18 protein-coding genes are annotated in these 25,049 nt (G+C 62.2%); 14 read left to right on the top strand and 4 right to left on the bottom strand.

Annotation, left to right across the window (positions count from 1 at the left end):
• Positions 1-2 precede the first annotated feature (2 nt).
• The 14 genes from D0T11_RS06005 (at position 3) to D0T11_RS05940 (ending at position 18,553) form a co-directional block, all read left to right on the top strand.
• Positions 3-1,325: a quinol:cytochrome C oxidoreductase gene (locus D0T11_RS06005; protein WP_245990619.1), complete on the top strand. Its 1,323-nt coding sequence runs from the start codon at positions 3-5 to the stop codon at positions 1,323-1,325.
• A 95-nt stretch (positions 1,326-1,420) separates the two neighbouring features.
• Positions 1,421-2,497 carry a cytochrome c oxidase subunit II gene (locus tag D0T11_RS06000; RefSeq protein WP_119654871.1) on the top strand — a complete coding sequence of 359 codons (1,077 nt, stop codon included), beginning with the start codon at positions 1,421-1,423 and terminating at the stop codon, positions 2,495-2,497.
• 25 nt (positions 2,498-2,522) lie between these two features.
• Entirely contained in the window at positions 2,523-4,376 is a 1,854-nt protein-coding gene (locus D0T11_RS05995; RefSeq protein ID WP_245990617.1) for a cytochrome c oxidase subunit I, read from the top strand.
• A 182-nt stretch (positions 4,377-4,558) separates the two neighbouring features.
• Positions 4,559-5,647 (top strand): COX15/CtaA family protein, encoded by a 1,089-nt coding sequence (locus D0T11_RS05990; RefSeq protein WP_119654870.1) that lies wholly within the window; start codon positions 4,559-4,561, stop codon positions 5,645-5,647.
• 54 nt (positions 5,648-5,701) lie between these two features.
• Entirely contained in the window at positions 5,702-6,553 is an 852-nt protein-coding gene (cyoE, locus tag D0T11_RS05985) for a heme o synthase (protein WP_119654869.1), read from the top strand.
• 138 nt (positions 6,554-6,691) lie between these two features.
• A complete protein-coding gene (locus D0T11_RS05980; protein ID WP_119654868.1) occupies positions 6,692-7,279 on the top strand; it encodes a cytochrome c oxidase subunit 3 in 588 nt (195 codons plus the stop codon).
• Between the two features lie 25 nt (positions 7,280-7,304).
• Positions 7,305-8,078, top strand: a complete 774-nt coding sequence (locus tag D0T11_RS05975; protein ID WP_119654867.1) for a cytochrome c oxidase subunit 3 — start codon at positions 7,305-7,307, stop codon at positions 8,076-8,078.
• Between the two features lie 86 nt (positions 8,079-8,164).
• Positions 8,165-8,491: a cytochrome C oxidase subunit IV family protein gene (locus D0T11_RS05970; RefSeq protein ID WP_119654866.1), complete on the top strand. Its 327-nt coding sequence runs from the start codon at positions 8,165-8,167 to the stop codon at positions 8,489-8,491.
• A gap of 3 nt (positions 8,492-8,494) precedes the next feature.
• Positions 8,495-9,148: an SCO family protein gene (locus D0T11_RS05965; protein WP_119654865.1), complete on the top strand. Its 654-nt coding sequence runs from the start codon at positions 8,495-8,497 to the stop codon at positions 9,146-9,148.
• Positions 9,135-9,689 carry a DUF420 domain-containing protein gene (locus tag D0T11_RS05960; RefSeq protein WP_119654864.1) on the top strand — a complete coding sequence of 185 codons (555 nt, stop codon included), beginning with the start codon at positions 9,135-9,137 and terminating at the stop codon, positions 9,687-9,689. Before D0T11_RS05965 ends, D0T11_RS05960 begins: the two co-directional genes overlap by 14 nt.
• A gap of 67 nt (positions 9,690-9,756) precedes the next feature.
• Positions 9,757-10,026: a hypothetical protein gene (locus D0T11_RS05955; RefSeq protein ID WP_119654863.1), complete on the top strand. Its 270-nt coding sequence runs from the start codon at positions 9,757-9,759 to the stop codon at positions 10,024-10,026.
• Positions 10,013-10,405: a DUF983 domain-containing protein gene (locus tag D0T11_RS05950; RefSeq protein WP_245990616.1), complete on the top strand. Its 393-nt coding sequence runs from the start codon at positions 10,013-10,015 to the stop codon at positions 10,403-10,405. Before D0T11_RS05955 ends, D0T11_RS05950 begins: the two co-directional genes overlap by 14 nt.
• 100 nt (positions 10,406-10,505) lie before the next feature.
• Positions 10,506-14,240 carry a sensor histidine kinase gene (locus tag D0T11_RS05945; RefSeq protein WP_182888267.1) on the top strand — a complete coding sequence of 1,245 codons (3,735 nt, stop codon included), beginning with the start codon at positions 10,506-10,508 and terminating at the stop codon, positions 14,238-14,240.
• 440 nt (positions 14,241-14,680) lie between these two features.
• Positions 14,681-18,553 (top strand): hypothetical protein, encoded by a 3,873-nt coding sequence (locus D0T11_RS05940; protein WP_119654861.1) that lies wholly within the window; start codon positions 14,681-14,683, stop codon positions 18,551-18,553.
• Positions 18,554-18,620: 67 nt separating this feature from the next.
• Here D0T11_RS05940 and D0T11_RS05935 read toward each other — a convergent pair whose 3' ends face one another.
• The 4 genes from D0T11_RS05935 to D0T11_RS05920 form a co-directional block, all read right to left on the bottom strand.
• On the bottom strand, positions 18,621-20,684 hold the full coding sequence (locus tag D0T11_RS05935; protein ID WP_119654860.1) for a beta-N-acetylhexosaminidase: 2,064 nt from the start codon (positions 20,682-20,684) through the stop codon (positions 18,621-18,623).
• A gap of 261 nt (positions 20,685-20,945) precedes the next feature.
• Positions 20,946-22,298 carry a DUF58 domain-containing protein gene (locus D0T11_RS05930; RefSeq protein ID WP_119654859.1) on the bottom strand — a complete coding sequence of 451 codons (1,353 nt, stop codon included), beginning with the start codon at positions 22,296-22,298 and terminating at the stop codon, positions 20,946-20,948.
• Positions 22,299-22,495: 197 nt separating this feature from the next.
• Positions 22,496-23,569 (bottom strand): AAA family ATPase, encoded by a 1,074-nt coding sequence (locus D0T11_RS05925; protein WP_262681821.1) that lies wholly within the window; start codon positions 23,567-23,569, stop codon positions 22,496-22,498.
• 151 nt (positions 23,570-23,720) lie between these two features.
• Positions 23,721-25,043, bottom strand: coding sequence for a DUF4350 domain-containing protein (locus D0T11_RS05920; protein WP_147374537.1), 1,323 nt, complete (start codon positions 25,041-25,043; stop codon positions 23,721-23,723).
• Positions 25,044-25,049: the final 6 nt, after the last annotated feature.

Raw genomic sequence — 25,049 nt, 5'->3', positions numbered from 1 at the left:
CTATGGCAACTCTGACGCATCAGGAAAGCGTTACGGCAGAATACCTGGAGGTTTCGCCGGGTACTCGCAGAAAATTCATGCTCATCATCGTCGCCGGCGTCGCCGTGCTCGTGCTGGGCGTTATCATGTCGATGCTGGGCATCGGGGCTCACCACGAGGCGGCTGAAGGTGCTGCTGCGGCCCATGGCGCAGGCCACGGTGCCGGTGAGCACCACGGCAGCGCGCCCTGGCTCAAGCGGATTATCGTGAGCCTGTGGCACAATAACGTGTTCTTCACCGGCGTATCGGCCATCGGCACCGTGTTCATGGCCATTCAGTACGTGGCCTACGCGGGCTGGTCGGTAGTGGTGAAACGCATCAACGAGGCACTGAGCGCTTGGTTGGTTCCCGGTCTGGTGATAATGATGGTGGTTTTCGGCCTCAACTTCATCAACTACGACCTGTTCCACTGGACCGTTCCCGGTATCATGGACAAGGGCAGCGAAACCTACGACGCCATTGTGGCCGGCAAATCAGGCTTCCTGAACATTCCGTTCTACCTGATTCGGATGGTCCTGTTTCTGGGCCTGTGGATTTTCTTTACCAAGCGCCTGCGCGATTTGTCGCTGGAAGAAGACCTACACGGCGGTACCGAATACTTCCACAAGAGCATCAACGTATCGGCCGGCTTCCTCGTGATTTACGCCGTGTCGTCGTCGATGGCGGCCTGGGACTGGGTGATGTCGGTTGACGTACACTGGTTCTCCACCATGTTCGGCTGGTACGTATTCGCCTCGTGGTGGGTATCGGGCATTGCAGCCGTTACGCTGTGCACCATCCTGCTCAAGCAGGCCGGTTACCTGCGCTGGGTGAAAGAAAGCCACCTGCACGACCTGGGCAAGTTCATGTTCGGTTTCAGCATTTTCTGGACCTACGTATGGTTCTCGCAGTTTATGCTGATCTGGTACGCCAACCTGCCCGAGGAGTCCGTGTACTTCAACCAGCGCCTGGGCGGCTTCAATGGCCAGTACACCTGGCTGTTCTTCGGCAACCTGATCATCAACTTTGCCTTCCCTTTCCTAGTGCTGATGACCCGCGACGCCAAGCGGCAGATGATCATGCTCAAAATCGTGAGCATTGCCATCCTGGTGGGCCACTGGTCGGACTTCTATTTGATGTTCATGCCCGGAACAATGAAGGGCGATAACGGGTTTGTAATCGAGATAGGCATAGCCCTGATTTTCCTGGGGGCCTTCCTGATTCTGTTCACCAAGCGCCTCTCGCAGGCCTCGCTGGTTCCGCTTCATCATCCCTTCCTGGATGAGAGCGTTCACCATACCACCTAATTTCAGACATGAGTATTGAGAAGTGAGAAGTTAGACTTGACAGGATAACAGGCTCTCACTTCTAACCTCTCAACTCTCACTTCTACCTCCCCCCAATGACTACTCTTGGTATCCTTCTGGTACTGGCGTTGCTGCTGGTCGTGTTCGGCCTGCTGTTCCGCCTCCAGATTCTGACCTCCATTTTTTCCGGAAGCTCTACCCGCGAGGTCGGGACCAGCAACCGCGTCAACGCTATTTTGTGCCTGATTTTTCTGGTGGTAGGCGGGGCTGCTTTCGCCTGGTCGTTTGCTGACAGCTATGATAAGATGAACCCGCCCATTGCTTCGGTTCATGGTCTGGCTACGGAGAAAATGTTCTGGTCTTCGATGATTGTCATCGGAATTGCTTTCGTGCTGACTCAGGTGCTGCTGTTCTGGTACTCCTACAAGTATCAGCACCAGGATGGCCGCCGGGCTTTCTTCTTCCCGCACAACAACAAGATCGAAGTTATCTGGACCCTGATTCCGGCCATAGTGATGGCCGCTCTGGTGTTTGCCGGCTGGAAGGAGTGGACCCGTATCACCGGTCCTGCTCCCAAAGATTCGGTAGTGCTGGAGGTAATGGGCAAGCAGTTCAACTGGCTGGTGCGCTACCCCGGCCGCGACCAGAAGCTGGGCGTAGTGAATTACCGCCTGATTGACGCGACCAACGAGTTTGGGTTCGACCTGAGCGACCAGAATGGCGTCGACGACTTCACGGCCGGTGAGATTCACGTTCCCAAAGGTCATCCGGTGCTGCTCCGCATCCGCTCCCGCGACGTGCTGCACGCGGTGTACATGCCCAACTTCCGGGTGCAGATGTATGCCGTGCCCGGTATGCCCACCAAGTTCTGGTTCACGCCCACCAAGACCACCGATGAAATGCGTGCCCAGATGGGCAACCCGAACTTCAACTATGAGCTGGCCTGCAATCAGATCTGCGGCCGTGGTCACTTCGCCATGAAGATGAGCATCGTAGTGGATGAGCCGGACGATTACGTGAACTGGTTCGCCCAGCAGAAATCTTTCTCGGAGCAGAATCCGGATGTATTGGCCAGCTTCAAACAGAAGTCGGATAAATTGGTTGAGAAAGCAACAGTGGTTCCGACCACTGCCGCCGCAGTCGTGCCGGCTGCTGCCAAGGCTTCGCTCTAAACTTACATAACTGCAAGCTTCTATTATGGCTGCTAATTTTCCCACTCACGAGCAAGTGCAGGGCGGTATCGGGGTCACCGAGCCCGGCCACGCGCACGACGCGCACCACGATGAGCACCACGAGCAGAGCTTTCTGCAGAAGTACGTGTTCAGCACCGACCACAAAGTAATTGCCAAGCAGTTCCTGATTACGGGTATCTTCTGGGCCATTATCGGCGGTACGCTATCCAGTCTTTTCCGTTTGCAGCTGGGTTGGCCCGAGTCCACAATGGAGTGGCTCACGCCGTTTCTAGGCAAGTGGATTGAGGCCGGCAAGCTGAACCCCGAGTTCTACCTGGCGCTGGTAACGATGCACGGCACCATTATGGTGTTCTTCGTGCTCACGGCGGGTTTGTCGGGCACGTTCTCCAACTTCCTGATTCCGCTGCAAATCGGTGCCCGCGACATGGCGTCGGGCTTCATGAACATGCTCTCGTACTGGTTTTTCTTCCTGTCGAGCGTGGTCATGTTCAGCTCTTTGTTTATTGAAACCGGTCCGGCCGCTGCCGGCTGGACAATTTACCCGCCGCTGTCGGCGCTGCCTCAGGCCATTTCCGGCTCGGGTGCCGGCCAGACGCTCTGGTTGGTATCGATGGCCTTGTTTATCATCTCCCAGTTGCTGGGCGGCGTGAACTACATTACCACCGTTATCAACCTGCGGACTCAGGGCATGAGCATGAGCAAGCTGCCCCTGACTATCTGGTCGTTCTTCCTGACGGCTATCCTGGGCCTGCTCTCGTTCCCGGTGCTGTTCTCGGCCGCGCTTCTGCTGATCTTCGACCGTTCCTTCGGCACGTCGTTCTTCCTGTCCGATATCTACATTGCCGGGCAGGCGCTGTCGAACACTGGCGGTTCGCCCATCCTGTTCCAGCACTTGTTCTGGTTCCTGGGTCACCCCGAAGTATACATCGTTATCATGCCCGCTATGGGTATGGTATCGGAAATTCTGGCCACCAATGCCCGTAAGCCTATCTTCGGCTACCGCGCCATGATTGGCTCCCTGCTGGGTATTTCCCTGCTTTCCTTCATCGTGTGGGCTCACCACATGTTCGTGACGGGCATGAATCCCTTCCTCGGATCGGTGTTCATGTTCCTGACGCTCATCATTGCCGTGCCCTCGGCCGTGAAGGTGTTCAACTGGCTGGCAACGCTCTGGCGCGGTAACATCCGCTTCACTACGGCCATGTTGTTCTCCATTGGCTTCGTGTCGCTGTTCATTGCCGGCGGTCTGACGGGTATCATCCTCGGCAACGCCGCCCTCGACATTCAGCTGCACAACACCTACTTCGTGGTGGCTCACTTCCACCTGGTAATGGGTTCGTCGGCCTTCTTCGGCCTCTGGGCCGGGGTGTACCACTGGTTCCCCAAAATGTTTGGGCGCATGATGGACGAGAAGCTGGGCTACATTCACTTCTGGCTGACGTTCATCGGCGTGTACTTGGTGTTCCTGCCGATGCACTACGTAGGTATTGCCGGTTTCCCCCGTCGTTACTACGCCTGGACTGGCTTTGACACCTTCAGCCAGTTTGCTGACCTGAACAAGTTCATTTCGGTAGCCGCTATCGTTGCGTTCTTCGGCCAGTTCATCTTCATCTTCAACTTCTTCTACAGCATCTTCCGCGGCCGTCGGGCCACCGAAAACCCCTGGAACTCGACGACGCTGGAGTGGACGACCCCGGTGGAGCTTGGGCACGGCAACTGGCCGGGCGAAATCCCTGCCGTGCACCGCTGGCCCTACGACTACAGCAAGCCCGGTGCCGCCGAGGATTTTATTCCTCAGAACGTACCGTACTCGCAGACTCAGTCGTCGAACCTGCCCTACGAGAAGGAAATGGAATAAATGCCTTCCGGCATTCGCCTCCTGAAAACAGGCCGCTGTACTTACGGCGGCCTGTTTTTTTGTGGGCAGGAACGGGCATCCGACACCGGCGCATCTGCCCCGGATTTCCGGCTGATTCGATAAGCAATCCGGCGAGTTTACGGTTGCTAGTGTGATTCTGACTTTGACTTGATTCGTTGCATATGGCAACTCCCGCATTCGTGCGCCGCTTCCGGTTCGTAGGCATCCTGACGGTAGCGGCCGTGTATTTTCTGATCCTGATAGGTGGTGTGGTGCGCAGCACCGGCTCCGGCATGGGCTGCCCCGACTGGCCCAAGTGTTTTGGCAGCTGGGTACCGCCCACCCACATCAGCCAGCTCCCGGCCAACTACAAGGAAATCTACACGGCCCAGCGGGTGGAGAAAAATCAGAAGCTGGCCGCCAGGCTGGAGCGGCTGGGCTTTCACCAAGTGGCCGGCGACATTTTCGCCCACCCGACCCAGTACATCGAAACCGATTTCAACGCGGTGAAAACCTGGATTGAGTACGTGAACCGGCTGGTTGGGGCTCTGATCGGGGTGTTCGTGTTTGCGACGGTCCTCTTCGCTCGGCCGTACTGGCGGCGCGACCGGCCGGTGTTCTGGCTGGCATTTGGCTCTTTCCTGCTGACGGGCGTACAGGGCTGGCTGGGCTCGCTGGTGGTTTCCACCAACCTGCTGCCCATTATGGTGACCGTGCATATGGGGCTGGCCCTGGTGATTGTGGCCATGCTACTCTATGCCGTAAGCCGCTCCCAGCGGGCGGCAGGGCAGGAGCAGGCCGCTCAACCCCTGCGGGCGCTGCCGGGCTTGCAGGCCGTGCTGGTGCTGGCCGTGCTGCTCACGTTCGGGCAAATTGTGCTGGGCACCCAGGTGCGGGAGCAGATTGATCTGGTAGCCGCCGCCAGCAACTACCTTAACCGGGCCGGCTGGGTGGAGCAGCTGGGCGGCGCCTTCCGCTTCCACCGCACCTTTTCGGCCGTGCTGCTGCTGCTGAACGTGTATCTGGCCTACCGACTCTACACGTTGCCCTCCCGGAGCCTGCACCGGCTGGCCACGGCCATCCTGGGGCTGATTGGGGGTGAAATCCTGGCGGGCATCGTGCTGGCGTATTTTGCTTTTCCGGCGTTTGTGCAGCCCATTCACCTCACACTGGCCACTTTGCTCTTCGGGGCGCAGTTTCTGGCCCTGGTGGCGTACCGCCGGGCCACGAAGTTGCGGCGGCAGGCGGCTACTCCGGCCGTTGTTGCGTAACTTTGCGGCCCCGTTTGGCGGGCTTTTTCGCCATTCAACCTGTTTTCGCAGTTGATGAGTAAGGCTAGGGCGTTCTTTCAGTTAGTTAAATTCCGGCTCGCCGTTACGGTAGCCTTCTCCAGCGCCATCGGCTACCTGCTGGGAGCCCGTGAGCTGGAGTGGGGCCAGGCCCTGCTGGTGATGCTGGGCGGCTTGGCCGTAACGGGCGCAGCCAATACCATCAACCAGATTTTTGAAATCGACCTCGACCGCCAGATGAAGCGCACGGCCCAGCGGCCGCTGCCGCTGGGAATTCTGAGCGCTACCGAAGCCTGGGTGTTCACCGTTGTGCTGGGCGGGGCAGGGCTGGCCCTGCTGGCCCTCGCGTTCAATCCGCTGGCGGCCGCCCTGGCCCTAGTGTCCCTGATTCTGTACGGCTTCGTTTACACCCCCCTCAAAACCATTTCGCCCATTTGCGTGGCGGTGGGGGCTATTCCGGGCGGGCTGCCCCCGCTCATCGGCTGGGTGGCAGCCACCGGCTATCTGGGGTTGCAGGGCTGGATTCTGTTCGGCATTCAGTTTATGTGGCAGTTTCCGCACTTCTGGGCCATTGCCTGGGTGCTCGATGACGACTACAAGAAGGCCGGCTTCAAGATGCTGCCGACGCCCGGCAAGAAGGACCTGCGTACCGCCTTCCAGATCATGACCTACACGCTGGTTCTGATTCCGCTCAGCCTGCTGCCCTTTTATTTCGGCATGACGGGCACCGTGTACCCGATGGTGGCGGCCGTGTGCGGGGTCTTGTTTCTGATGCAGACGTTTTATCTCATGCGCACCATCAGCAAGAAGGCGGCCATGAGCATCATGTTCGGCTCCTTCCTCTACCTGCCCATTGTGCAGATTGCGCTGGTGCTGGATAAGCTGTAGTTCTTTCCTTTGGAAGGGAGATTTGAGACGTGAGAAGTGAGACAAAAGCCTGCTTCTGCGTGTTAAAATCAGGCAGGCTTCCCGGTGCCTGCCATTCGCCTTCTCACTTCTACGCTCTCACTTTTCACTTCTGAAAATATGGATTCTTACGAATCGTTGAGTACCAAACAGCCCGCCACCGGCATCCATCCGGCGCGCTTCCTGCTCATGCTGATGATGGTCAGCATCTTCATGATTTTCGCGGCCTATACCAGCGCCTACATCGTGCGCCGCAACGAAGGCAACTGGCTGGAGTTCAACCTGCCCGCCGGATTCCTGTATACCACCGTGGTACTGTTGCTCAGCTCGGCCACCGTGCAGTGGGCCTGGCTGGCCGCCCGCAAGAACGACCTGAAGCAGGTGCGCCTCGCGCTCCTGCTCACCCTGGGCCTGGGTCTGGCGTTTCTGGTGGGCCAGTACCTGCTGTGGGGGCAACTGGTAGACCAGCGCATCTTTTTCGCGGGCACCGATGCCAACCCTTCCGGCTCATTTCTGTATGTACTTACCGGCGTGCACGGATTTCACCTGATCACCGGATTAATCTTTCTGCTGATTGTAGTGCGGAAAAGCTTTAATTATCAGGTGCATTCGCGCCAGATGCTCTCCATTGGCAACGTCACCATTTACTGGCACTTCCTCGGCGCGCTTTGGTTGTACCTGTATTTGTTCCTACTTTTGAACCACTGATTTTTGTAAACTCCCCCCGCACGCTATGTCCACGATTTCCCCGACGACGCAGGCAGTTTCTGATTCCGCCCTGGATAAGCCGCGCACCGGCACCTGGGACGGCGGCAACGAGCCCTTCAACGCCAGCTACGGCAAGCTGATGATGTGGTTCTTCCTGTTGTCGGACGCCTTCACCTTTGCCGCCTTCCTGACCACCTACGGCCTGATCCGGCACCGGTATATGGCGTACGCGGGCTCGCCCGAAGCCTTTACCTTCTCCACCAAGTACTGGCCCATCCCGGAGAAAGTCTTCAACTCCTTTCCTGGCCTGCACGGCATCGATCTGCCCCTGGCCTTCGTGGCCCTGATGACGATGATTCTCATCTTCTCCTCCGTGACGATGGTACTGGCCGTAGAAGCCGGCCACCGCTTCGATAAGAAGGACGTGCAGAAGTGGCTGCTCTGGACCCTGCTGTTCGGCACGACCTTCGTAAGCTGCCAGGCCTGGGAATGGGGGCACTTTATCGGGGGTACCGACGCGGGTACGCTCATGAACGATGGCACCGTATTCCACGGGGCGAACCTATCCGTGAACCAGTACGGTCCGGTGCTGTTTGCCGACCTGTTCTTCTTTATCACCGGTTTCCACGGCACCCACGTTTTCTCGGGTCTGTGCCTGCTCACCTACTGCTTCATTGCCACCACCAACGGCACCTTTGAGAAGCGGGGTCACTACGAAATGGTAGAGAAGATTGGCCTGTACTGGCACTTCGTGGACTTGGTGTGGGTGTTCGTGTTCACCTTCTTCTACCTCGTTTAATTTCACCCGACTGCGGCCGGCGGCCGGTGCGGAGCCCCGGGCTTCGCMCCGGCCGGCCGGGTTCTGTTCTGCTACTTTCTACGCTCATGGCAAATCCTAGCACTCAGCCCATTCACGCGGGCGAAATCCCGAAGCCCAACACGGCCTGGATCTGGAAAACCTTCTGGATCATTACGGCCATCACGGCGCTCGAGTTCGCCATTGCGTTCATGATGCCCTCCAGCACGCTGCGCAATACCATCTTCATTGTCCTCACCATCTTCAAGGCCTTCTTCATCGTGGCCGAGTTCATGCACCTCAAGCATGAAACTAAAGGGCTGATCTGGACCATTCTGGTACCCATGTCGTTGCTGATCTGGCTGCTGGTTGCGCTCATTACTGAGGGCAACGCCATTCACAACGCCATATTCTAGCTGATGCGGCCCCAACAAGTTTTACTGTTGGGCCTGATTCTGCTGGTTCCGGTACTCGCTTTTCTGTTCCTGAAAAGCTTTGGTACCAACCGTTACGCGCTGCCAACTTACCTGCCTGAGCGAGTCGATTCGACGCTGGTGGCCGGGAAGTGGCAGCGCGATACTGTTTTTCACCAGGTAGGTGAATTCCGGTTGCGCACGCAGGCGGGGCGGGAGGTAACGGGCACGGAACTGCGGAACAAGGGCCTGTACGTGGCCAGCTTCTTCTCTCCCGACTGCGGCCTGCCCTGTGAGCGGCAGAATGCCCAACTGGTGCGGGTGCAGGAGAAATTCCGCCAGGAGCCCCGGGTGCGCCTGGCCTCGCTCAGCGTCAATCCCACCCCGGATTCGGTGGCCGTGCTGGCCCGCTATGCGGAAGGCTCCGGGGCTATTGCCGGCAAATGGTTTTTCCTGGCCGGTGACAAAACCGTGGTGGACCGGTTACTTACCCGGGAGTTCGGCCTGCGCCCCGTGCCCGGTGCCCAACCTACCCAGGTTGTGCTGCTCATTGACCGCGACGGCTACGTGCGCGGCCGCTACGACGGCACCAGCGAGCGGGACATGAATCGCCTCATCACCGAAATCGACGTGTTGCTCTACACTTATGACCACCCCTGAACCCACTCTGAACCCGGCCGGGGCCACCAAGTACAAGGTGCTGGCGGTCGTGCTGGCAGCCGTTATCCCGATTGCGGTAGCGGTGCTCTACTACTTCCCCGGCGTGTTCGTGATTCCGGGCCTGAACGTGAAGGCCCTGCCCGCCGTGAATGCGGTGCTTAACTCGCTGACAGCCCTGTTTCTGATGCTGGGCTACTACTTCATCCGGCGCAAGCAGGTGGCCCGGCACCGGGCCATGATGGGCGCGGCATTTCTGCTGGGCTCCGTGTTTCTGCTCTCCTACGTGGCCTACCACTCCCAGGTGGCCAGCACTAAGTTCGGGGGCGAGGGGCTCATCAAGGGCATCTATTACTTCATCCTGCTGACCCACATTCTGCTGGCCGCCGCCACGGTAGGGCTGGTGCTGTTCACGCTCTACTTCGCCCTTACCGAGCAGTTTGCCAAGCACCGCCGCATTGCCCGCTGGACGTATCCGGTGTGGCTCTACGTATCGGTGACGGGCGTTATCGTGTACTTCATGATTGCGCCTTACTACACCTGATTTCCGGCCCTGAACCTGCCCGCCAGGTTCGGGGTTATTCAGACACCCAACCTATTCCGTTGACGTCATGAAGAAAATAACCGTAAACGGGCTGTTTGCCCTGCTGCTACTGCTGATGAGTTTGCTGCCGCTGGCGGGGGCCGCCCAGTGCACCATGTGCAAAACCCAGGTGGAGGCCGCCAGCAACGAAAAGGACGGCTACGATACCACCGGCCTCAACAAGGGCATCGTGTACCTGATGACCATTCCGTACGTGCTGATTGGTGCCGTGGGCTTTTTCTGGTACCGCCACACCCAACAGCAGAAGAAGAAGGCCAGCACCAATGGCGGACATTGATTCGACGCTGGTGGCCCTGGTGCAGCAACGTTGCCCCCGTTGCCACCAGGGGCCGCTGTTCACGCATTCGGCCCTGAATCTGGCTCATTTCACCGAAATGCCGGTCAGTTGTCCGGTCTGCGACCAGACCTACGAGCCCGAGCCGGGCTTCTACTTTGGGGCCATGTATATCAGCTTTGCCTTCTCGACGGGCATTATGCTGGTGGTGGGGCTGCTGGTATACAACCTGCTCGGCGACCCGGATACGTGGGTGTACGTGACGGCCGTGGCGCTGGTATCCCTGCTCCTCACGCCGCTGAGCCTGCGCTATTCGCGCACCCTGATGCTCTACCTGTTCGGCGGAACCCGCTACGACCCGAAATACGCTGCCGGCCGCTGAAGTGGTGTCTCCCCGCCGGAGTTAGGAAATGCCGCCGAGGGGCGGCATTTTTGTTTGGTATCATGGTTGCAGTATTCCCGGCTCACGAGCAGCGTACGTAGTGAAATTCCTTCGACTTACTCCCGTCTGGCTGCTGTTACTGGCGCTATTTTGCTTTGCGGGTGCCTACTTCAGCAATCGGTACAGCCAGAACCCGGCCCTGGTGCTACAAGCTTCGGCTACCCGCCTCCAGGAGGCCCTGATGGAGGCGGAGCTGACGGGGGAGCGGGAATCCACGGATTTGCTGCAACGCTTGGCCACGGGCCGGGTGAGCTTCCGCAGCCTCGCCAGCCACACCACTTACCCCACCTTCATCTTCCGGGGCGACCAGATCGTATACTGGTCGGACCATACGGTGCGGCCCGATGCCGAGCAGGCCACCCAGCGCTACCACGAGCGGCTGCTGGAAACCCGCTTCGGCAAGTTTCTGATGCTGCGTCACGTGGAGGGTCCTTACGTGCTGCTGACCTACATTCCGCTTGAAATCAGTTACGGCATCAGCAACCGCTACCTGCGCGACGGGAACGGCCAGGGCATCTTCCAGGGCCAGAACGTGCGCCTGCTGGTGGAAAGGAAGCCCACCGGCCGCCCCCGGCTGGTATCGAACGAGGGCAACTACCTGTTTTCCATTGAGAGCCTCCAGGCCGACCCCATCACGGGCAAGTACCTGCCGTTGCTGCTGCTGCTGCTGGGCGTGGGCTTTTATGTGGGGGCCTGGGTGGTACTGGCCCGGCAGCGGTTCGCCCGGCACCAGATCCTGACGGGCACTGCCCTGGTAGTGGGGCCGCTGCTGGTCCTGCGGGCGCTGATGCTGTACTGGGGCCTGCCGTTTTCGTTTCTGGAAGTAAGCCTCTTCGACCCGCGGGTGTACGCGGCCTCCTGGCTTTCGCCCTCCCTCGGCGACCTGCTGCTCAACGCGCTGGTGCTCACGCTGGTGGCCTGGTACGGACTGCGGCTGTTCCGGCGCTACGGCTTGCTGCGGCTGGCCCAGCGCGCGAAGGGCTGGCGGGTGCGCGTTGTGCTGGGCGGGCTCACGGTGCTGGTGTTTTTCGGGCTGCTGGAAATGCTGTTCGACTTTTACACCAGCAGCTTCAGCAACTCCCAACTCATCCTCGACATCACCCAGGACATTCAGGTCAGCCTTTTTAAGGTGCTGCTGGGCTTGGCCATTGTGCTGCATACGGGCAGCTATCTGGTGGGCTTTTATATGCTCTCCCACCTGTTTGCCAGCCTGGTGCGGCCCTCCACCCGCCGCCTGGGGGTGGGGTTGCTGCTGGTTCTGAGCGTGCTGTTTCTGGCTATCGGGCTGGGCCTGGGCCTGGTACACGCCATCCTGCTGGGCATTACGCTCGCCTTTTTTCTGGTTCTGCGCCTGACCGGGCTCAAGTCTACGGGCGTAGTGATGCCTTATCAGGTGTACCTGTTCATCTTCCTGATGCTGGGCGTGAGCTCGGCCGTAGGTGCGCTGGCCCTTTACGCGCACTTCAACCGGCAGTTGCAGATAAACAAGCAGGCGCTGGCGGGCAATATGCTGGCCGATAACGATTTGCAGGGGGAATATCTGCTGGTAGAGCGCGGCCGGGAAATGAGCCAGGACCCCGTTTTGCGCACCATGCTGGCCAGCCCCTTCGTGAATCTGGACCTGATCCGGCAGAAAGTGGTGAAGTCCTACCTGCGCGGCTACTTCGATAAGTACGAGGTGCGGGTCATTCTCTTCAACCCCGAAGGCCGGGGCGTAGCCGTGGGCGGCAACCTGCGCACCACCCGCAGCTACCTGCTGCGCAACGCCAGCCCCACCGACCACCCCAACATCTACCTGGTCCGCGACGGTGGCCAGTCGTTCAACTCGCGGCGCTACGTGGCCTTCGTGACGGTGCCCGCGCCCAAGCTCGCCGATGGGGCCAGCACCATTGTGCTGGAGCTCACCCTCAAGAAGCTTACGGCCAACAGCGTGGTGCCCGAGCTGCTCATCGACCAGAAGTTCTTCCAGCCCCGCCTGGGCACTGACCTGAGCTACGCGGGCTACGAAAACGGCCAGCTGATGTACAGTGAAGGCGACTTCGACTACGTAAATACCCTGCCGGCCAGCTTCTTCAACGACCCGCGCCTGTATACCACGGGGCTGGCCCTGGACGGCTACCACCATCTGGCCGTGCGCAGCACCGACCGCAGCCGGCGGCTGGTGGTAGTGACGACGGCCACGTATTCGTTCTCCGACTGGCTGGCCAACTTCTCCTTTCTGTTCCTGCTCTACAGCTTCTGCTGGCTGCTGCTGATGAGCGTAGTGCTGCTGGCCCGGGGCCAGTACCGGCACTTGCTGCGCACCAATTTCAGCACCAAGATCCAGGTGTTTCTGAATGCGGGCGTGCTCGTGCCCCTGATTGTGGTGAGCGTGGCCATTGCCAGCCAGGTGACCAACTCCTACAAGCGCGACCTGCTGCGCTCCTACCAGCGCCGGGGCCAGGCCGTGCAGGAAAGCCTGCTCAAGAACCGGGCGCTGCTCGACGACGACGCCAACCGGGCCGATCTGGTAGAATTGGCCGAAAACGTGTCGGCCCTCACCGAAACCGACCTCAACCTCTACGACGCCCACGGCGAGCTGCTGGTGAGCAGCCAGCCCCTGATTTTTGAGGCCAACCTGCTCAGTACGCTCATGAATCCCCAGGCCGTCACGGCCCTGGCCGAGGACGGGCAGCCCCGGATACTGCTCACCGAGCGGGCCGGCTCCCTGTCGTTCAATGCGCTCTACCTGCCGCTCCGGGCCGCCGCCGTGCAGCCCGGGCGGTCGGGCGCGGTGGTGGGCTACGTGGGCATTCCGTTCTTCGACTCCGAGAAGGACCTCGACAACAAGCTCACCGAGCTGATTTCGACTATTCTCAACATCTTCACCCTGATGTTTATCCTGTTTCTGGTGCTGGCCTTTTTGGCCTCGCGCATTCTCACCGAGCCCCTCAAGCTCATCACCGAGAAGCTGCGCCAGACCACCCTCACGGGCCAGAACGAGATGCTGGCCTACGAGTCGGAGGACGAAATCGGGCTGCTCGTGCGCGAATACAACCAGATGCTGCTCAAGCTCGATGAAAGCAAGGAGGAGCTGGCCACCCAGGAAAAGGAAGCCGCCTGGCGCGAAATGGCCCGGCAGGTAGCCCACGAAATCAAGAACCCGCTCACGCCTATGAAGCTGAGCCTCCAGTTCCTGCAACGCGCCATCCAGGACCAGCGCCCCAACCTGGAGGAGCTGCTGACCAAGGTGTCGCAGACGCTCATCACCCAGATCGACGTGCTCACGGACATTGCTACCTCGTTCAGCAACTTTACTAACCTGCCCGCGATGCGCCCCGAGCGCCTGGATGTGGTGCCCATTCTGCGCCGCTGCGTGCACCTGCACCAAGGCCGGCCGGGGGGCGGGGACATCCGCCTCACGCTGCCGCCGGGTGCCAGGGCCGATCAGTTCGTGGTGTTTGCTGATGAAAGTTTGCTGGTGCGCACCTTCAACAACCTGCTCATCAATGCCCTGCAAGCCGTGCCCGAGGACCGCGCCCCCCAGGTGGTGGCCATTCTGGAGCCCATCAGCAGTGGCCGGGTGCGCATCTGCATTGCCGATAACGGTACCGGTATTGCGGCCGAGGTGCAGAGCAAAATCTTCGTGCCCAACTTCACCACCAAGGAAACCGGCTCCGGAATCGGGCTGGCCGTAGCCCGGCGCGGCATCGAAAGCGCCGGCGGCCACATCTGGTTTGAAACCGAAGAGGGCGAGGGTACGCGCTTCTTCATCGAGCTGCCGCTGGCGGGATAGGGGAAGAATGCCGTCTCAGCGGCTGGTGACTTCGGGCCGGCGGCCGGTGAGCGTGTCGGCGGGCAGCAGTGGGGCCATGCGGCGGCAGCGGTCAAGGATTTTCAGGGAGGTGACAACAACGCGACAATGGGCGGTGCGGTGCGTATGACGTTCCGCCCCGCCCACCGAACTTGTACGTTTCCAACTTGCTGCTCTTGGTGCTCCTGGCGGATGCCTCCCATGTGCCTGGCTTGTGCTGGCTTCGGTAAGCCGTGGTTGCCGCCCTCACGAAACAGGACGAAAGCAAGAAGTCGCAGATTCCCGGTAAGGGGCTTGCCTGTAACAGGGTTTTTTGTCTCGCTCGGGCTTTGCACGCTTTTGTAATGACCGACTACCAGGCACTAACCGTCGGCGCGAGGCGTTGTCACGGCTCCGAAGCTCGGATACCCTATTTTTACCGAATGAGTAGCAGCCATCCGCCGTCCTTACTGCGCCTTTGCGGGCTGCTGGCGTGGCTGCTGCTGTTGACTTTGCCCGTCGCCCAGGCCCAGCAGCGGCCCGACGCGCCGCCCAGCACCCGCCGCTGCGCCTGGGTGCGCCTCACGCCGGGCCGGGATACGACATTTTTCGGGCTGCGCGATACGCTCACCATCGTGCCGGCCTCCGTGAGCGTGGAGGGCCGCGCGGTGCGCTACGACGCCGGCCGCGACCAGTACCGTTTCCTGCGGCCCACTTCGCGCTTTCCCCACCCCGAGCCCGGCCGGCCCGACATTGTGCTGGCCGCCGGGACCGACTCGGTGCTGGTGTGCTACCGGGTGCTGCCTCTGCAACTCTCGGCGGCCCACTACCTGCGGCCCCGCCGCCTCATGGACAGCCTCCGGTTCTGGCAGCGGCCCTCGTTCGGGGAGAACGATTTCTCGGTGAAGGAACAGATTCTGAGCACCCCGGGCATCAATAAAACCGGCAACCTGTCGCGGGGTGTCTCGTTCGGCAACGCCCAGAACGTGTTCGTCAACTCCTCGCTCAACTTGCAGCTCGATGGCAAGCTCACGGACCAGATCAACCTGACGGCCGCTATTTCCGACCAGAACGTGCCCTTCCAGCCCGAGGGCAATACCCAGCAGCTCCAGGAGTTCGACCGGATTTACATCACCCTCACCCACCCGCGCTGGAGCCTGACGGCCGGCGACGTGGTGCTGCGCAACAAGCCCGATTACTTCCTGCGCTTCTACAAAAACATCCAGGGCGCGGCGGCCGAGGTCAATTTCGGGCAGCTGCCCACGGGCGGTTTCGGGGGCGGCGTGGGCCAGGGCGTGAGCAACCAGCAGCTGTTGCCGTACCCCAACGCGGCGGGCGGCAGCGCCGGCACCTTCCTCCCCACCCCGCCCACCGTGGCCCCGGCCGCCGGCTCGGGCCAGCCGCCGCCCGACCCCTACGCCCGGCCGGGGGCCGCGCCGGGCACGCTCACGCCCAACGGCACGGGGCCTAACGCCAGCCAGACCGTGACCACCCGCGCCGAGGGCCAGGGGCCGCGCCGGGCGCTGCTGTCCACGAAAACGGGCGAGGCGTTTGCCACCACGTCGGTGGCGGCGGGCGGGGCCAAAGGCAAGTTTGCCAGCATCGATATTGCCCCCCTCGAAAACGTGCAGGGTCCCTACCGCCTGCGCGGACCCAACGGGGAGCAGTTCATCATCGTGCTGGCTAATTCCGAGCGGGTCTACCTGGATGGGCGGCTGCTGGTGCGGGGCTTCGATGCCGACTACATCATCGACTACAACCAGGCCGAGCTCACGTTTTCGCCCCGCCACCTCATCACCCGCAACACCCGCATCAAGGTCGATTACGAGTATTCCGACTTCAACTATGCCCGCTCCCTGCTCCAGGCCAGCCACTACCAGCAGCTGGGCCGCTTGCAGGTGCACGCCAACTTCTACCGCGAATCCGACAACCCCGACAACTCGCCCAACCTCACCCTGAGCGAGGGCCAGAAGGCGCTGCTGCGCCGCAGCGGCAACGTGAGCCGGGTAACGGCCCCCGGCGATACGCTGGTGCGCTACGACCGCCAGCAGATTCAGTACCGCCGCGAAATCCAGCCCGACCCCGCCACCCAGCAGCCGGTGAACGTGTTCGTGTATCCGCCCCTGGATACGCTGGCGCTGGTGTATAACGTGCAGTTTACCAACCTGGGGGCGGGGCGGGGCTCCTACAACCTGAGCCCCGCCGATGCCAACGCCAACGGCCGGGTGTACACCTTCGTGGGCCAGAACCGGGGGAGCTATGAGCCGGTGCGGGTGCTGCCCACGCCCTTGCAAAAGCAGCTCCTCACGGTGGGCACCAGCTACGCCCTCGATTCCACGGCCACCGTGTTCGTGGATCTGGCTTCCTCGGAGCTGGATCTGAACCGGTTTTCGCCCGAGAAGGCTCAGGGCCAGGCCATGCGGGTGGGCTACCTCGTGCAGGACCGCCGCGTGCGCCTGCCCGGTATGGTCGGCTACCGGCTGCGCAGCTCCCTCGACTACGAGTACACCAGCCGCCGGTTCGCGCCCATTGACCGCTACCGCGACATTGAGTTCGACCGCAACTGGAGCGTGGACAACACGCTCATCACCAACAACCAGCGGCCCCGGGAGGAGAACATTCTCAACGCCTCCGTGGGCCTGGTGAAGGACGCCGATAATGCCGTGGGCTACCGCCTGAGCCGGCGCTACCGGGCCGGCGAAGTGAGCGGCCTCCAGCACTGGGTAGACGCGGCCCGGCAGGTGGGCCGGGTACAAATGCGCGGCAACCTGTTCCTGCTCAATTCCACGGCCGGCCGGCGCGAATCGCGGTGGGCGCGGGGCGAGGCTACGGCCCGCTACGTGGGCGGGGCCGTGGTGCCGGGCTACGCCTACCGCTTCGATAAAAACCGGGTGGCCCGGCCGGGCGGCGACTCCCTGACCTCGGCCAACTACTACGACGAGCACGCCCTGTTCGTGCAGAGCCGCGACACGGCCCGCATCCGCTACCGCCTCGATTACAGCTACCGCCGCGACCAGACGCCCAACCAGGAGCAAACTTCCCTGCGCGAGCAGGGTCGGGCCCAGACCTGGCAGGGTACCTTGAACTCCCGCCTCAGTGCCACCCAGGACCTGGCCGTGCTGGCCACCTACCGCGACCTGCTCACCCGCGATACCACCGGCCAGACCGCGCCCGGCGGCTCCGTGGGCATGGTGCGGGAAAGAACTGTACTGGGCAAACTCGACTGGAACGCCAGCTTCCTGCAAAACGTGGTGCGCTCGGAGCTGAGCTACGCCGTGGGCACGGGCCGGGAGCTGCGCCGCGACTTCGCCTACCTGGCCGTGCCCAACGGCCAGGGCACCCACTACTGGAACGATCTGGACGGTAACGGCCGCCAGGAGAAGAACGAGTTTTTCGAGGCCCAGACCCCCGACGCGCAGTTCCGGACCTACATCAAGGTGTTTTTGCCGACTGACGACTACCTGCCCGCCTTCACCAACCGCTTCAGCTACCGGCTCACGCTCACGGCCCCGCGGGCGTGGCGCGAGGCCACCGGCTGGCGGGAGCTGGCCAGCCGCTTTAGCACCCTGACCACCGTCACGCTGGACCGCAAGAGCACCGAAAATACCCTCAACGCCCGCCTCAACCCCTTCGCCTTCCAGACCGCCGATTCGCTGCTGCTGAGTTTGAACAAGCTGCTGCGCAACACGCTCTATTTCAACCGCTCTAACCCCATTTTCGGGGCCGAGCTCACGGTGCAGCAAACCCAGCAGAAGGTGCTGCTCACCCAGGGTTTCGACACCCGCAACCTGGCCAGCCAGAGCCTGCTGCTGCGCCGGACCCTGGCCCAGTCGTTCACCGGCCGCCTCAGCGGCACCCGCAGCATCCGCGAAAACCAGTCGGATTACCTGCCGGCCCGCAACTTCCGGGTCGAGCAGTACGAGGCGGCCCCGGAGGTGAGCTACCAACCCTCCCAGGTGTGGCGCTTCACCACCAGCTACCTCTACACCACCAAGCGCAACACGGCCGGCCCCAACGAGGACACCCGGGGAACTTTCCATGATCTGGGCCTGGAAACCCGCATCAGCCAGGTAGGCAAGCGGACGGTTTCGGCCACGGCCCGCTTCGTGCGCGTGGGCTTCGCGGGCGACCAGGCCAGCCTGGTGGGCCTGGAAATCCTCAACGCCCTGCGCCCCGGCAGTAACTACACCTGGAACCTGAACCTGGAGCAGCGCCTGAGCAACGGCCTCAACGTCACCCTCGCCTACGACGGCCGCAAGCCCCAGAGTATGAGCCCCATCCACACCGGCCGGATGCAGGTGGCGGTGCTGTTTTAAGATTGATATCGTTTAACTGTCATGCTTCGGCTCCGCTCAGCATGACAAATGGGGTTACCAATAAACACTACTTCGACTCCACCAGCCGCCGCAGATGCGGCAGTACGGCCAGTTCCGTCTGGCCGGCGGGCTTGTTCAGGGCGTCGAGTTGCTGGAGGGCGGCGGCGCGCCAGGCGACCGAAGGGGCCTGGCCTTTTTCCAGTTGGGCCAGTCGCTCTAGGCCCAGGGCGGCGGCCGTGCTCAGGGCCGCCGAGAGCGGGGCGTACTCGGTGAGGGTGGGGGAGGCGGCCAGCAGGGGCACCAGCCGGGAGTTGTTGGCCTGCCAGGTTTGCAGCTGCTGGCGCAACGTGCCCAGCAGCACGCGGGCGGCGGGCGTGGCGGGCAGCCCGGCCCCGGCGGCGGTGTGGTAGTTGAGCAGCGTATCCACCTGGCAGCCAAACTCCCGGGCCACGTCCGATTCGGCGGGGGCGGCATCCACGAGGCGGTTGAGGGGCGTGCTGGGCACGTAGGTGAAGCCCTGGAAGTGGCGCTTATACTCCTTCACGGGTTCCAGCACCCGGGCCAGGGTACGGAGCGGGGCCACGTCGGCGGTGGGGCCGGCCAGCTGCCGTAGCAGCTGCTCGGGGGCGCGGCGGTGTTGCAGCCCCAGCCCCTCCAGCTGCCCTGCCACGGCTCCGAGGCGGCGGTACATATCCGGCACGCTGGTTATTTCACGGGCCGACCACAGCCGTTCGGCCACGGCGGCGGCCCGGGGCCAGATGCGCGAATCGACGATGACACTGTCGGCAAACTCGCTCCACATGGTGGCTTCGCCGCCCAGAATCAACTGTTGCTGGGTAGCCGTGAGTGGGTTGTTAACAGGTAGCGGGTCGGTGGCGTAGTGGCTGGCGGCACTTTGGTTGAGGTCGAGGTAGTAGCCGTTGGAGAGGATGGCGCGGTTGCCGGCCTGGGCCGCGTCGTAGAGGCCCTTGCGCCCCCGCCAACTTTGAATCACGGCATCTTTGGGCAGGCCGGGACCCAGTATTTCGTCCCAGCCCACCATCTGCTTGCCGTATTTGCTCACCATCGCCAGCACCCGGCGGTTGAAGTAGGTTTGCAGCGCGTGCTTATCGAGGGTCTTGCCGTCGGCTTTCAGCATCCCATTGGCCTTGGCAAACGCCATGATGCGCGGCTGTCCCCGCCACTGCCGCCCGTCGTTTTCGTCGCCCCCGATGTGGAAGTAGGGGTCGGGAAACAGGGTCGTCATCTCCCCGAACAGGGTGTCGAGCAGGGCATAGGTGGATTCCTTAGTCGGGTCGAGGGCCACGTTGGCCAGGCGCCAGCTCCGGTACACGGTTTTGTAAAGGGTGTCGCCGGAGGCCAGCTGGGGGTAGGCAGCCTGCCAGGCGATGGTGTGGCCGGGCACATCGAACTCCGGCACCACCCGGATGCCGCGGGCGGCAGCGTAGCGCAGCACCTCGCGCACCTGGGCCTGGGTGTAGTACTGTCCGCTCACCTCGTGCAGGCGGGGCAGCGTCCGGCTCTCCACCCGAAAACCCTGGTCGTCGGCCAGGTGCCAGTGCAGCACGTTGAGCTTCACGGCGGCCATGCCATCGAGGTTGCGCTTGATGACGGAAACGGGCATGAAGTGCCGGGCCGCATCAATTAACAGCCCCCGCCAGGCAAAGCGCGGCTGGTCCTGAATATCCACTTCGGGTAGCACCGAGTGGCGGCCTTCCAGCTCCGGGAGCTGCTCGAGCGTGGCCAAGGCCCGCAGCACGCCCAGGCTGGTCGGCGCGTCAATCGTGATGCCGGTGGGCGTCACGCGCAGGCTGTAGCGTTCTTCATCAAACGTTTCGGGCTGGCCTATGTTACCGTACCGTACCAGTAGCGGTAGCGTGGCGGCAGCGGCGGCAGTGGCCGGGGCCTGTCGGCGGAGCCGGCGCAACGTGCGGGCTACGGCGGCGGCGGTAAGTGTATCGGCCGGCCCCTGCAACTGGGGCCGCAGCATCGTTTTCCAGCTTAGTTTCCCTGTGCCCCACCGCACCGACGTAGGTACCGGCAGCAGATTACGGGTGTCAGCCGGCGGCGCGGACTGGGCGAAAACCGGGTAATTGAGCAGGAAAGCGAACAGCAGCAGGAACGGACGCATAAGCAACTTCAGCGCAGCAAGGTGGAGCCGCGAAGGTAGCAAGGCCCGGGCCAGGGTTTAGTTGCCAGTTGTTAGTTGCTGGTTATCAGTGGTCAGTTGCCAAGGGAAAGGAACTGTCATCCTGAGCGGAGCGAAGGATCTTATCACGTTGGAGCGACAATCCTATTAACGACTCGTTATGACGTGACAAGATCCTTCGCTCCGCTCAGGATGACAGTTCCTTTCCCCTGGCAACTGACCACTGCCAACCAGCAACTGAACTCAAATCAACCCTCTGGCTTTGAATTCCAGGTACTTATTGATGGTGTTCACCGTCAGGTTCTGGGGGGCGGTGAGCAGGGCGTGGATGCCGTAGCGGCTCAGTTCGCGCACAATCTGGCGCTTTTCCTGGACAAATTTCTCGGCTACCGTCTGGTTGTACACGTCCTGGGTGGTGGCGGCGGGGGCGTGGAGGTAGGCGTCGAGCTCGGTGTTTTCGAAGAACACGACCAGCAGCAGGTGGTCTTTGGCGAGGCGGCGCAGGTAGGGCAGCTGGCGCTGCATGCCGTAGAGCGTTTCGAAATTGGTGAACAGAATCAGGAGACTGCGCTGCCGGATCTGGTGGCGTACCGTAATGTAGAGCCGTTCGTAGTCGGTTTCCAGGTACTTGGTTTTCTGGCGGTAGAGCACCTCCAGCAGCTTGCGCAGCTGGCCGCTGCGGCGGTCGGCGGGCACAATGGCTCCGGGCTGGTGCGAAAACGTGAGCAGCCCGGCCTTGTCGTGCTTGAGCAGGGCAATATTGCTGACCACCAGCGTGGCGTTGATGGCATAATCGAGCAGGCTCAGGCCCTCGAACGGCATGCGCATCACCCGCCCCTTGTCAATGAGGCAGTACACCTGCTGGGCGCGCTCATCCTGGTAATGGTTGACCACCAGCGCGTCGGCGGCTTCGGGCGTGGTGGCGCGGCGGGCGGTGGCTTTCCAGTTGATGCGGCGCGGGTCGTCGCCGGGCACGTAGGGCCGGATCTGCTCGAACTCCATGCTCTGGCCCACCCGCCGGATGCGCTTCACGCCCACCTCCGTGAGGCGGTTGCTGATGGCCAGCAGTTCGTACTGGCGCATCTGCAAAAAAGAAGGGTACACCGGTACCACCCGGTTTTCATCGAACCGGAAGCGCCGCCGCACCAGCCCCAGGGGCGAAGCCGCGTACACGTTCAGGGCCCCAAACTCGTACTCGCCCCGCCGGGTGGGCCGTAGTTGGTACCGAATCAGGTGGGTTTCGCCGGGCGCCACCAGGGCCCGGAACAGCACGTCGCGGCGCTGAAACTGGTGGGGCACCTCGTCGATGGTTTCGGTGCGCAACGGGAAGCGGAAGTGGTTTTCCAGGTAGATGGCCACCTCATTATCGGAGCCATTAGCCAGTTTGTCGCCCAGCACCCGCCGCCCGAACACGCTACCGCCGGTGCCGTAGAGCAGCCCCGCATCCAGGGCCGTGAGCAGCCCCAGCAACCCCAGCAGCAGCTGCAAAGGCACCAGCAACCTCGGCAGAAAGAACGCCACCACCAGCCCGGTAATGACAACCAGGAGGGCCAGGAAGAAGCGGCGGGTCAGAAAAAAGCTGCGCAAAATGGCCATGATTAGAAACTAGAGCTAGAAGCTAGTTCCCCTCCTTGGAAAGGAGGGGCTAGGGGTGGTTGATGACGGCCGGACGATATAACGTAGACCGTTCCGCTAAACAACATCAGCAACGAGCCAACCACCCCAGCCGCCGCGAAGCAGCGACGTCCTCTCCTCAGCTGAGGAGGGGAGTGACGGTCTTTACCATTTTCCGCCTAACGGGGAACTTCAATCTGCTGCAAAATCTGCTTCACCACGTCATCCGGGGTGCTGCCTTCCATTTCGCGTTCGGGCGTGAGCTGGATGCGGTGGCGCAGGACCACGGGGGCCAGGTACTGGATGTCTTCGGGCGTCACGAAGTCGCGGCCGCGGAGGGCAGCCAGGGCTTTGGCGCCGTTGAGCAGGGCCAGCGAGGCCCGGGGCGAGGCCCCGAGGTAGAGGCCCTGGTGGGCGCGGGTCTGGCCCACGAGGCGGGCAATGTATTCGAGCAGCTTGGGCTCCACGTGCTGGCATTGCACCTGTTCGCGCAGCTGGCGCAAATCCTCGGCCGACACTACGGCCTGCACCGCCTCCAGGGGCGCGCCCCCAAAACCGGCGTGGTGGCCTTCCAGAATGGCTATTTCCTCCTCCACGGTGGGGTAGCCCACATGGAGCTTGAACAGGAACCGGTCGAGCTGGGCCTCGGGTAGGCGGTAGGTGCCTTCCTGCTCGATGGGGTTTTGGGTGGCCAGCACTACAAAGGGCGTGGGCACCGGGTAACGGGTGCCGTCCTGGGTCACCTGCCGCTCCTCCATCACCTCAAATAGGGCCGACTGCGTTTTGGCGGGTGCCCGGTTGATTTCGTCAATCAGCACCACGCTGGCGAAAATGGGGCCGGGCCGGAACTCGAACTCGCCCTTCTGGGGCCGGAAAATAGCGGTGCCCAGCACGTCGGAGGGCATCAGGTCGGGGGTGAACTGGAGGCGGCTGAAGGGCACGCTCAGGGTGCGGGCCAGCAGTTTGGCGGTGAGCGTTTTGGCCACGCCCGGCACACCTTCCAGTAGCACGTGGCCATCGGCCAGCAAAGCTGTGAGCAGCAGTTCGGCCAGGTCGCGCTGGCCCACAATCACCTTGCTCAGCTCGGCCCGGATGGCATCGGCGTGGCGGCTGAGGTGGCTCAGATCGGTGCGCGGGGCGAAGGGCGCGGCGGTGGTGTCGGCCGTGGTTTCCGGGGTTGGGTCAGCGGGAGGGGGCGGGGAAAGGGGAGCCGGAGCGAAGTTTTCCGGAGACATATCAGCGGTATTTTCCATCTTGAAGCGAATTGCGGAGCAAAAGAGTGAAGTGGTATAATTACATCTGTTAAACAGGATATCACACTGAATAGCGGATTTAAATAGTATGAGACGGTGTATTGGAATAATTATAAACAGGTAAAAGACAATTTAAGCAGATAATACAATTTCAGCCGACCGCCTGGCGGAAGTGGTTAATGGCCTGATGGAGAGCAAGAAGGTCGGCGTCGGAAACCTGCCGGGCGGTGAGGGTAAGGTTGATGCGGCGCACCAGCGCATCCACGGCCGGCCGGGCCACGCCCGATTTCTGGGCCAGCCGTTCCCGGGTGGCGGTATCGGCCAAATCGAGGGCGGGCTCGTGGTAGCGGGTGCGCAGGTACTCCTGAAACAGCCCGATTTTCTTCTCCGCGATGGGCGCGTGGTTGCTGCCCTGGCGGTACAGCCCGGCCACAGTGCGCGTGAACAGGAGCGTGGTGTTGGGCAGGGGCTTGAGGATGGGAATGACGCGCTGCCGCCGCCGGGCCTCAAACAGGGCAAACAGCCCCGCGCCCACCAGCGCTGCTACCAGCGCCCAGCGCAACGCCACGTGCTGCCGGAGCACCCGCAGCAACGACTGCTCGCCCAGCGGCCCCTGCTTCTGGTACTCGTCCCAGAACACCGGCCGGCCCACGGGCAGCCCCGACAGCGTGGCGAAGGCGAATCCCGCCGTGGCGGGCCGCAGCAGCAGCAGGTTGCTGAACGCGGCCGGCGTAGTGCTCAGCAGCAAACTACCCCGGCCCACCGGCACCCGCACCAGCACGGGGCGGCGGCGGGCATCCCGGGCCAGCACCGTGGCTCGGCTGCCCTGGTGCGCCACAAAATAGGCCGGCACCTCGGTCGCCGGTAAGCGGTAGGTGCGCTGCGCCCCGGCCGGTGGATTCACCAGCGTTACGCGGGTAGTCTGGTTGCTAACGGGGCCGCGCCAGGCCCGGCGCAATTCCAGCAGGCTGTCCAGCTCCTGGGCCGGGCGCACGTCGAGGCCCAGCGAATCCAGCAGCACGTCGGTGATGTGCTCGGCGGCAATGAAGGCCGCGTTGCCCCGGCTCAGGTAGCGCAGCAGCGCGTCGCGGTCGAGGCGGGAGCAGTTGAAGTAGTCGTTGATGAACACGTACGTGCCCGGGTCGGGGCGCAGGGCGGGCAGGGCGGGGGGCTGCGCAAGGGTGCTGTCGGGGGCCAGCTCGGCGGCGGAGAACTGTTCGGCCGCGTCCAGGGCGGCATCGGGGCTCAGGCCGGGCAGCAGTTGGCTGGCAATGGGCAGGCGCACAGTGCTGATGAGCTGGCCGGGAAACAGGGCCGGCAGCTGGTCGAAGAGCACATAGGTGCCGTAGGGAATTTTGTCGCGGTTGATGAAGGTGGGCCGCCAGTTGGTAGGTTGGGGCCGAAAGTATTCCACCGTCACGAAGGCCACGAACAGCACCCCCAGGGCCAGCAAAAAAGCACGAAAACGCGTCATTGAGGT

Source organism: Hymenobacter rubripertinctus (genome assembly GCF_003583925.1).
GTDB lineage: Bacteria > Bacteroidota > Bacteroidia > Cytophagales > Hymenobacteraceae > Hymenobacter > Hymenobacter rubripertinctus.
This window is presented reverse-complemented; position numbering and strand designations above follow the sequence as displayed.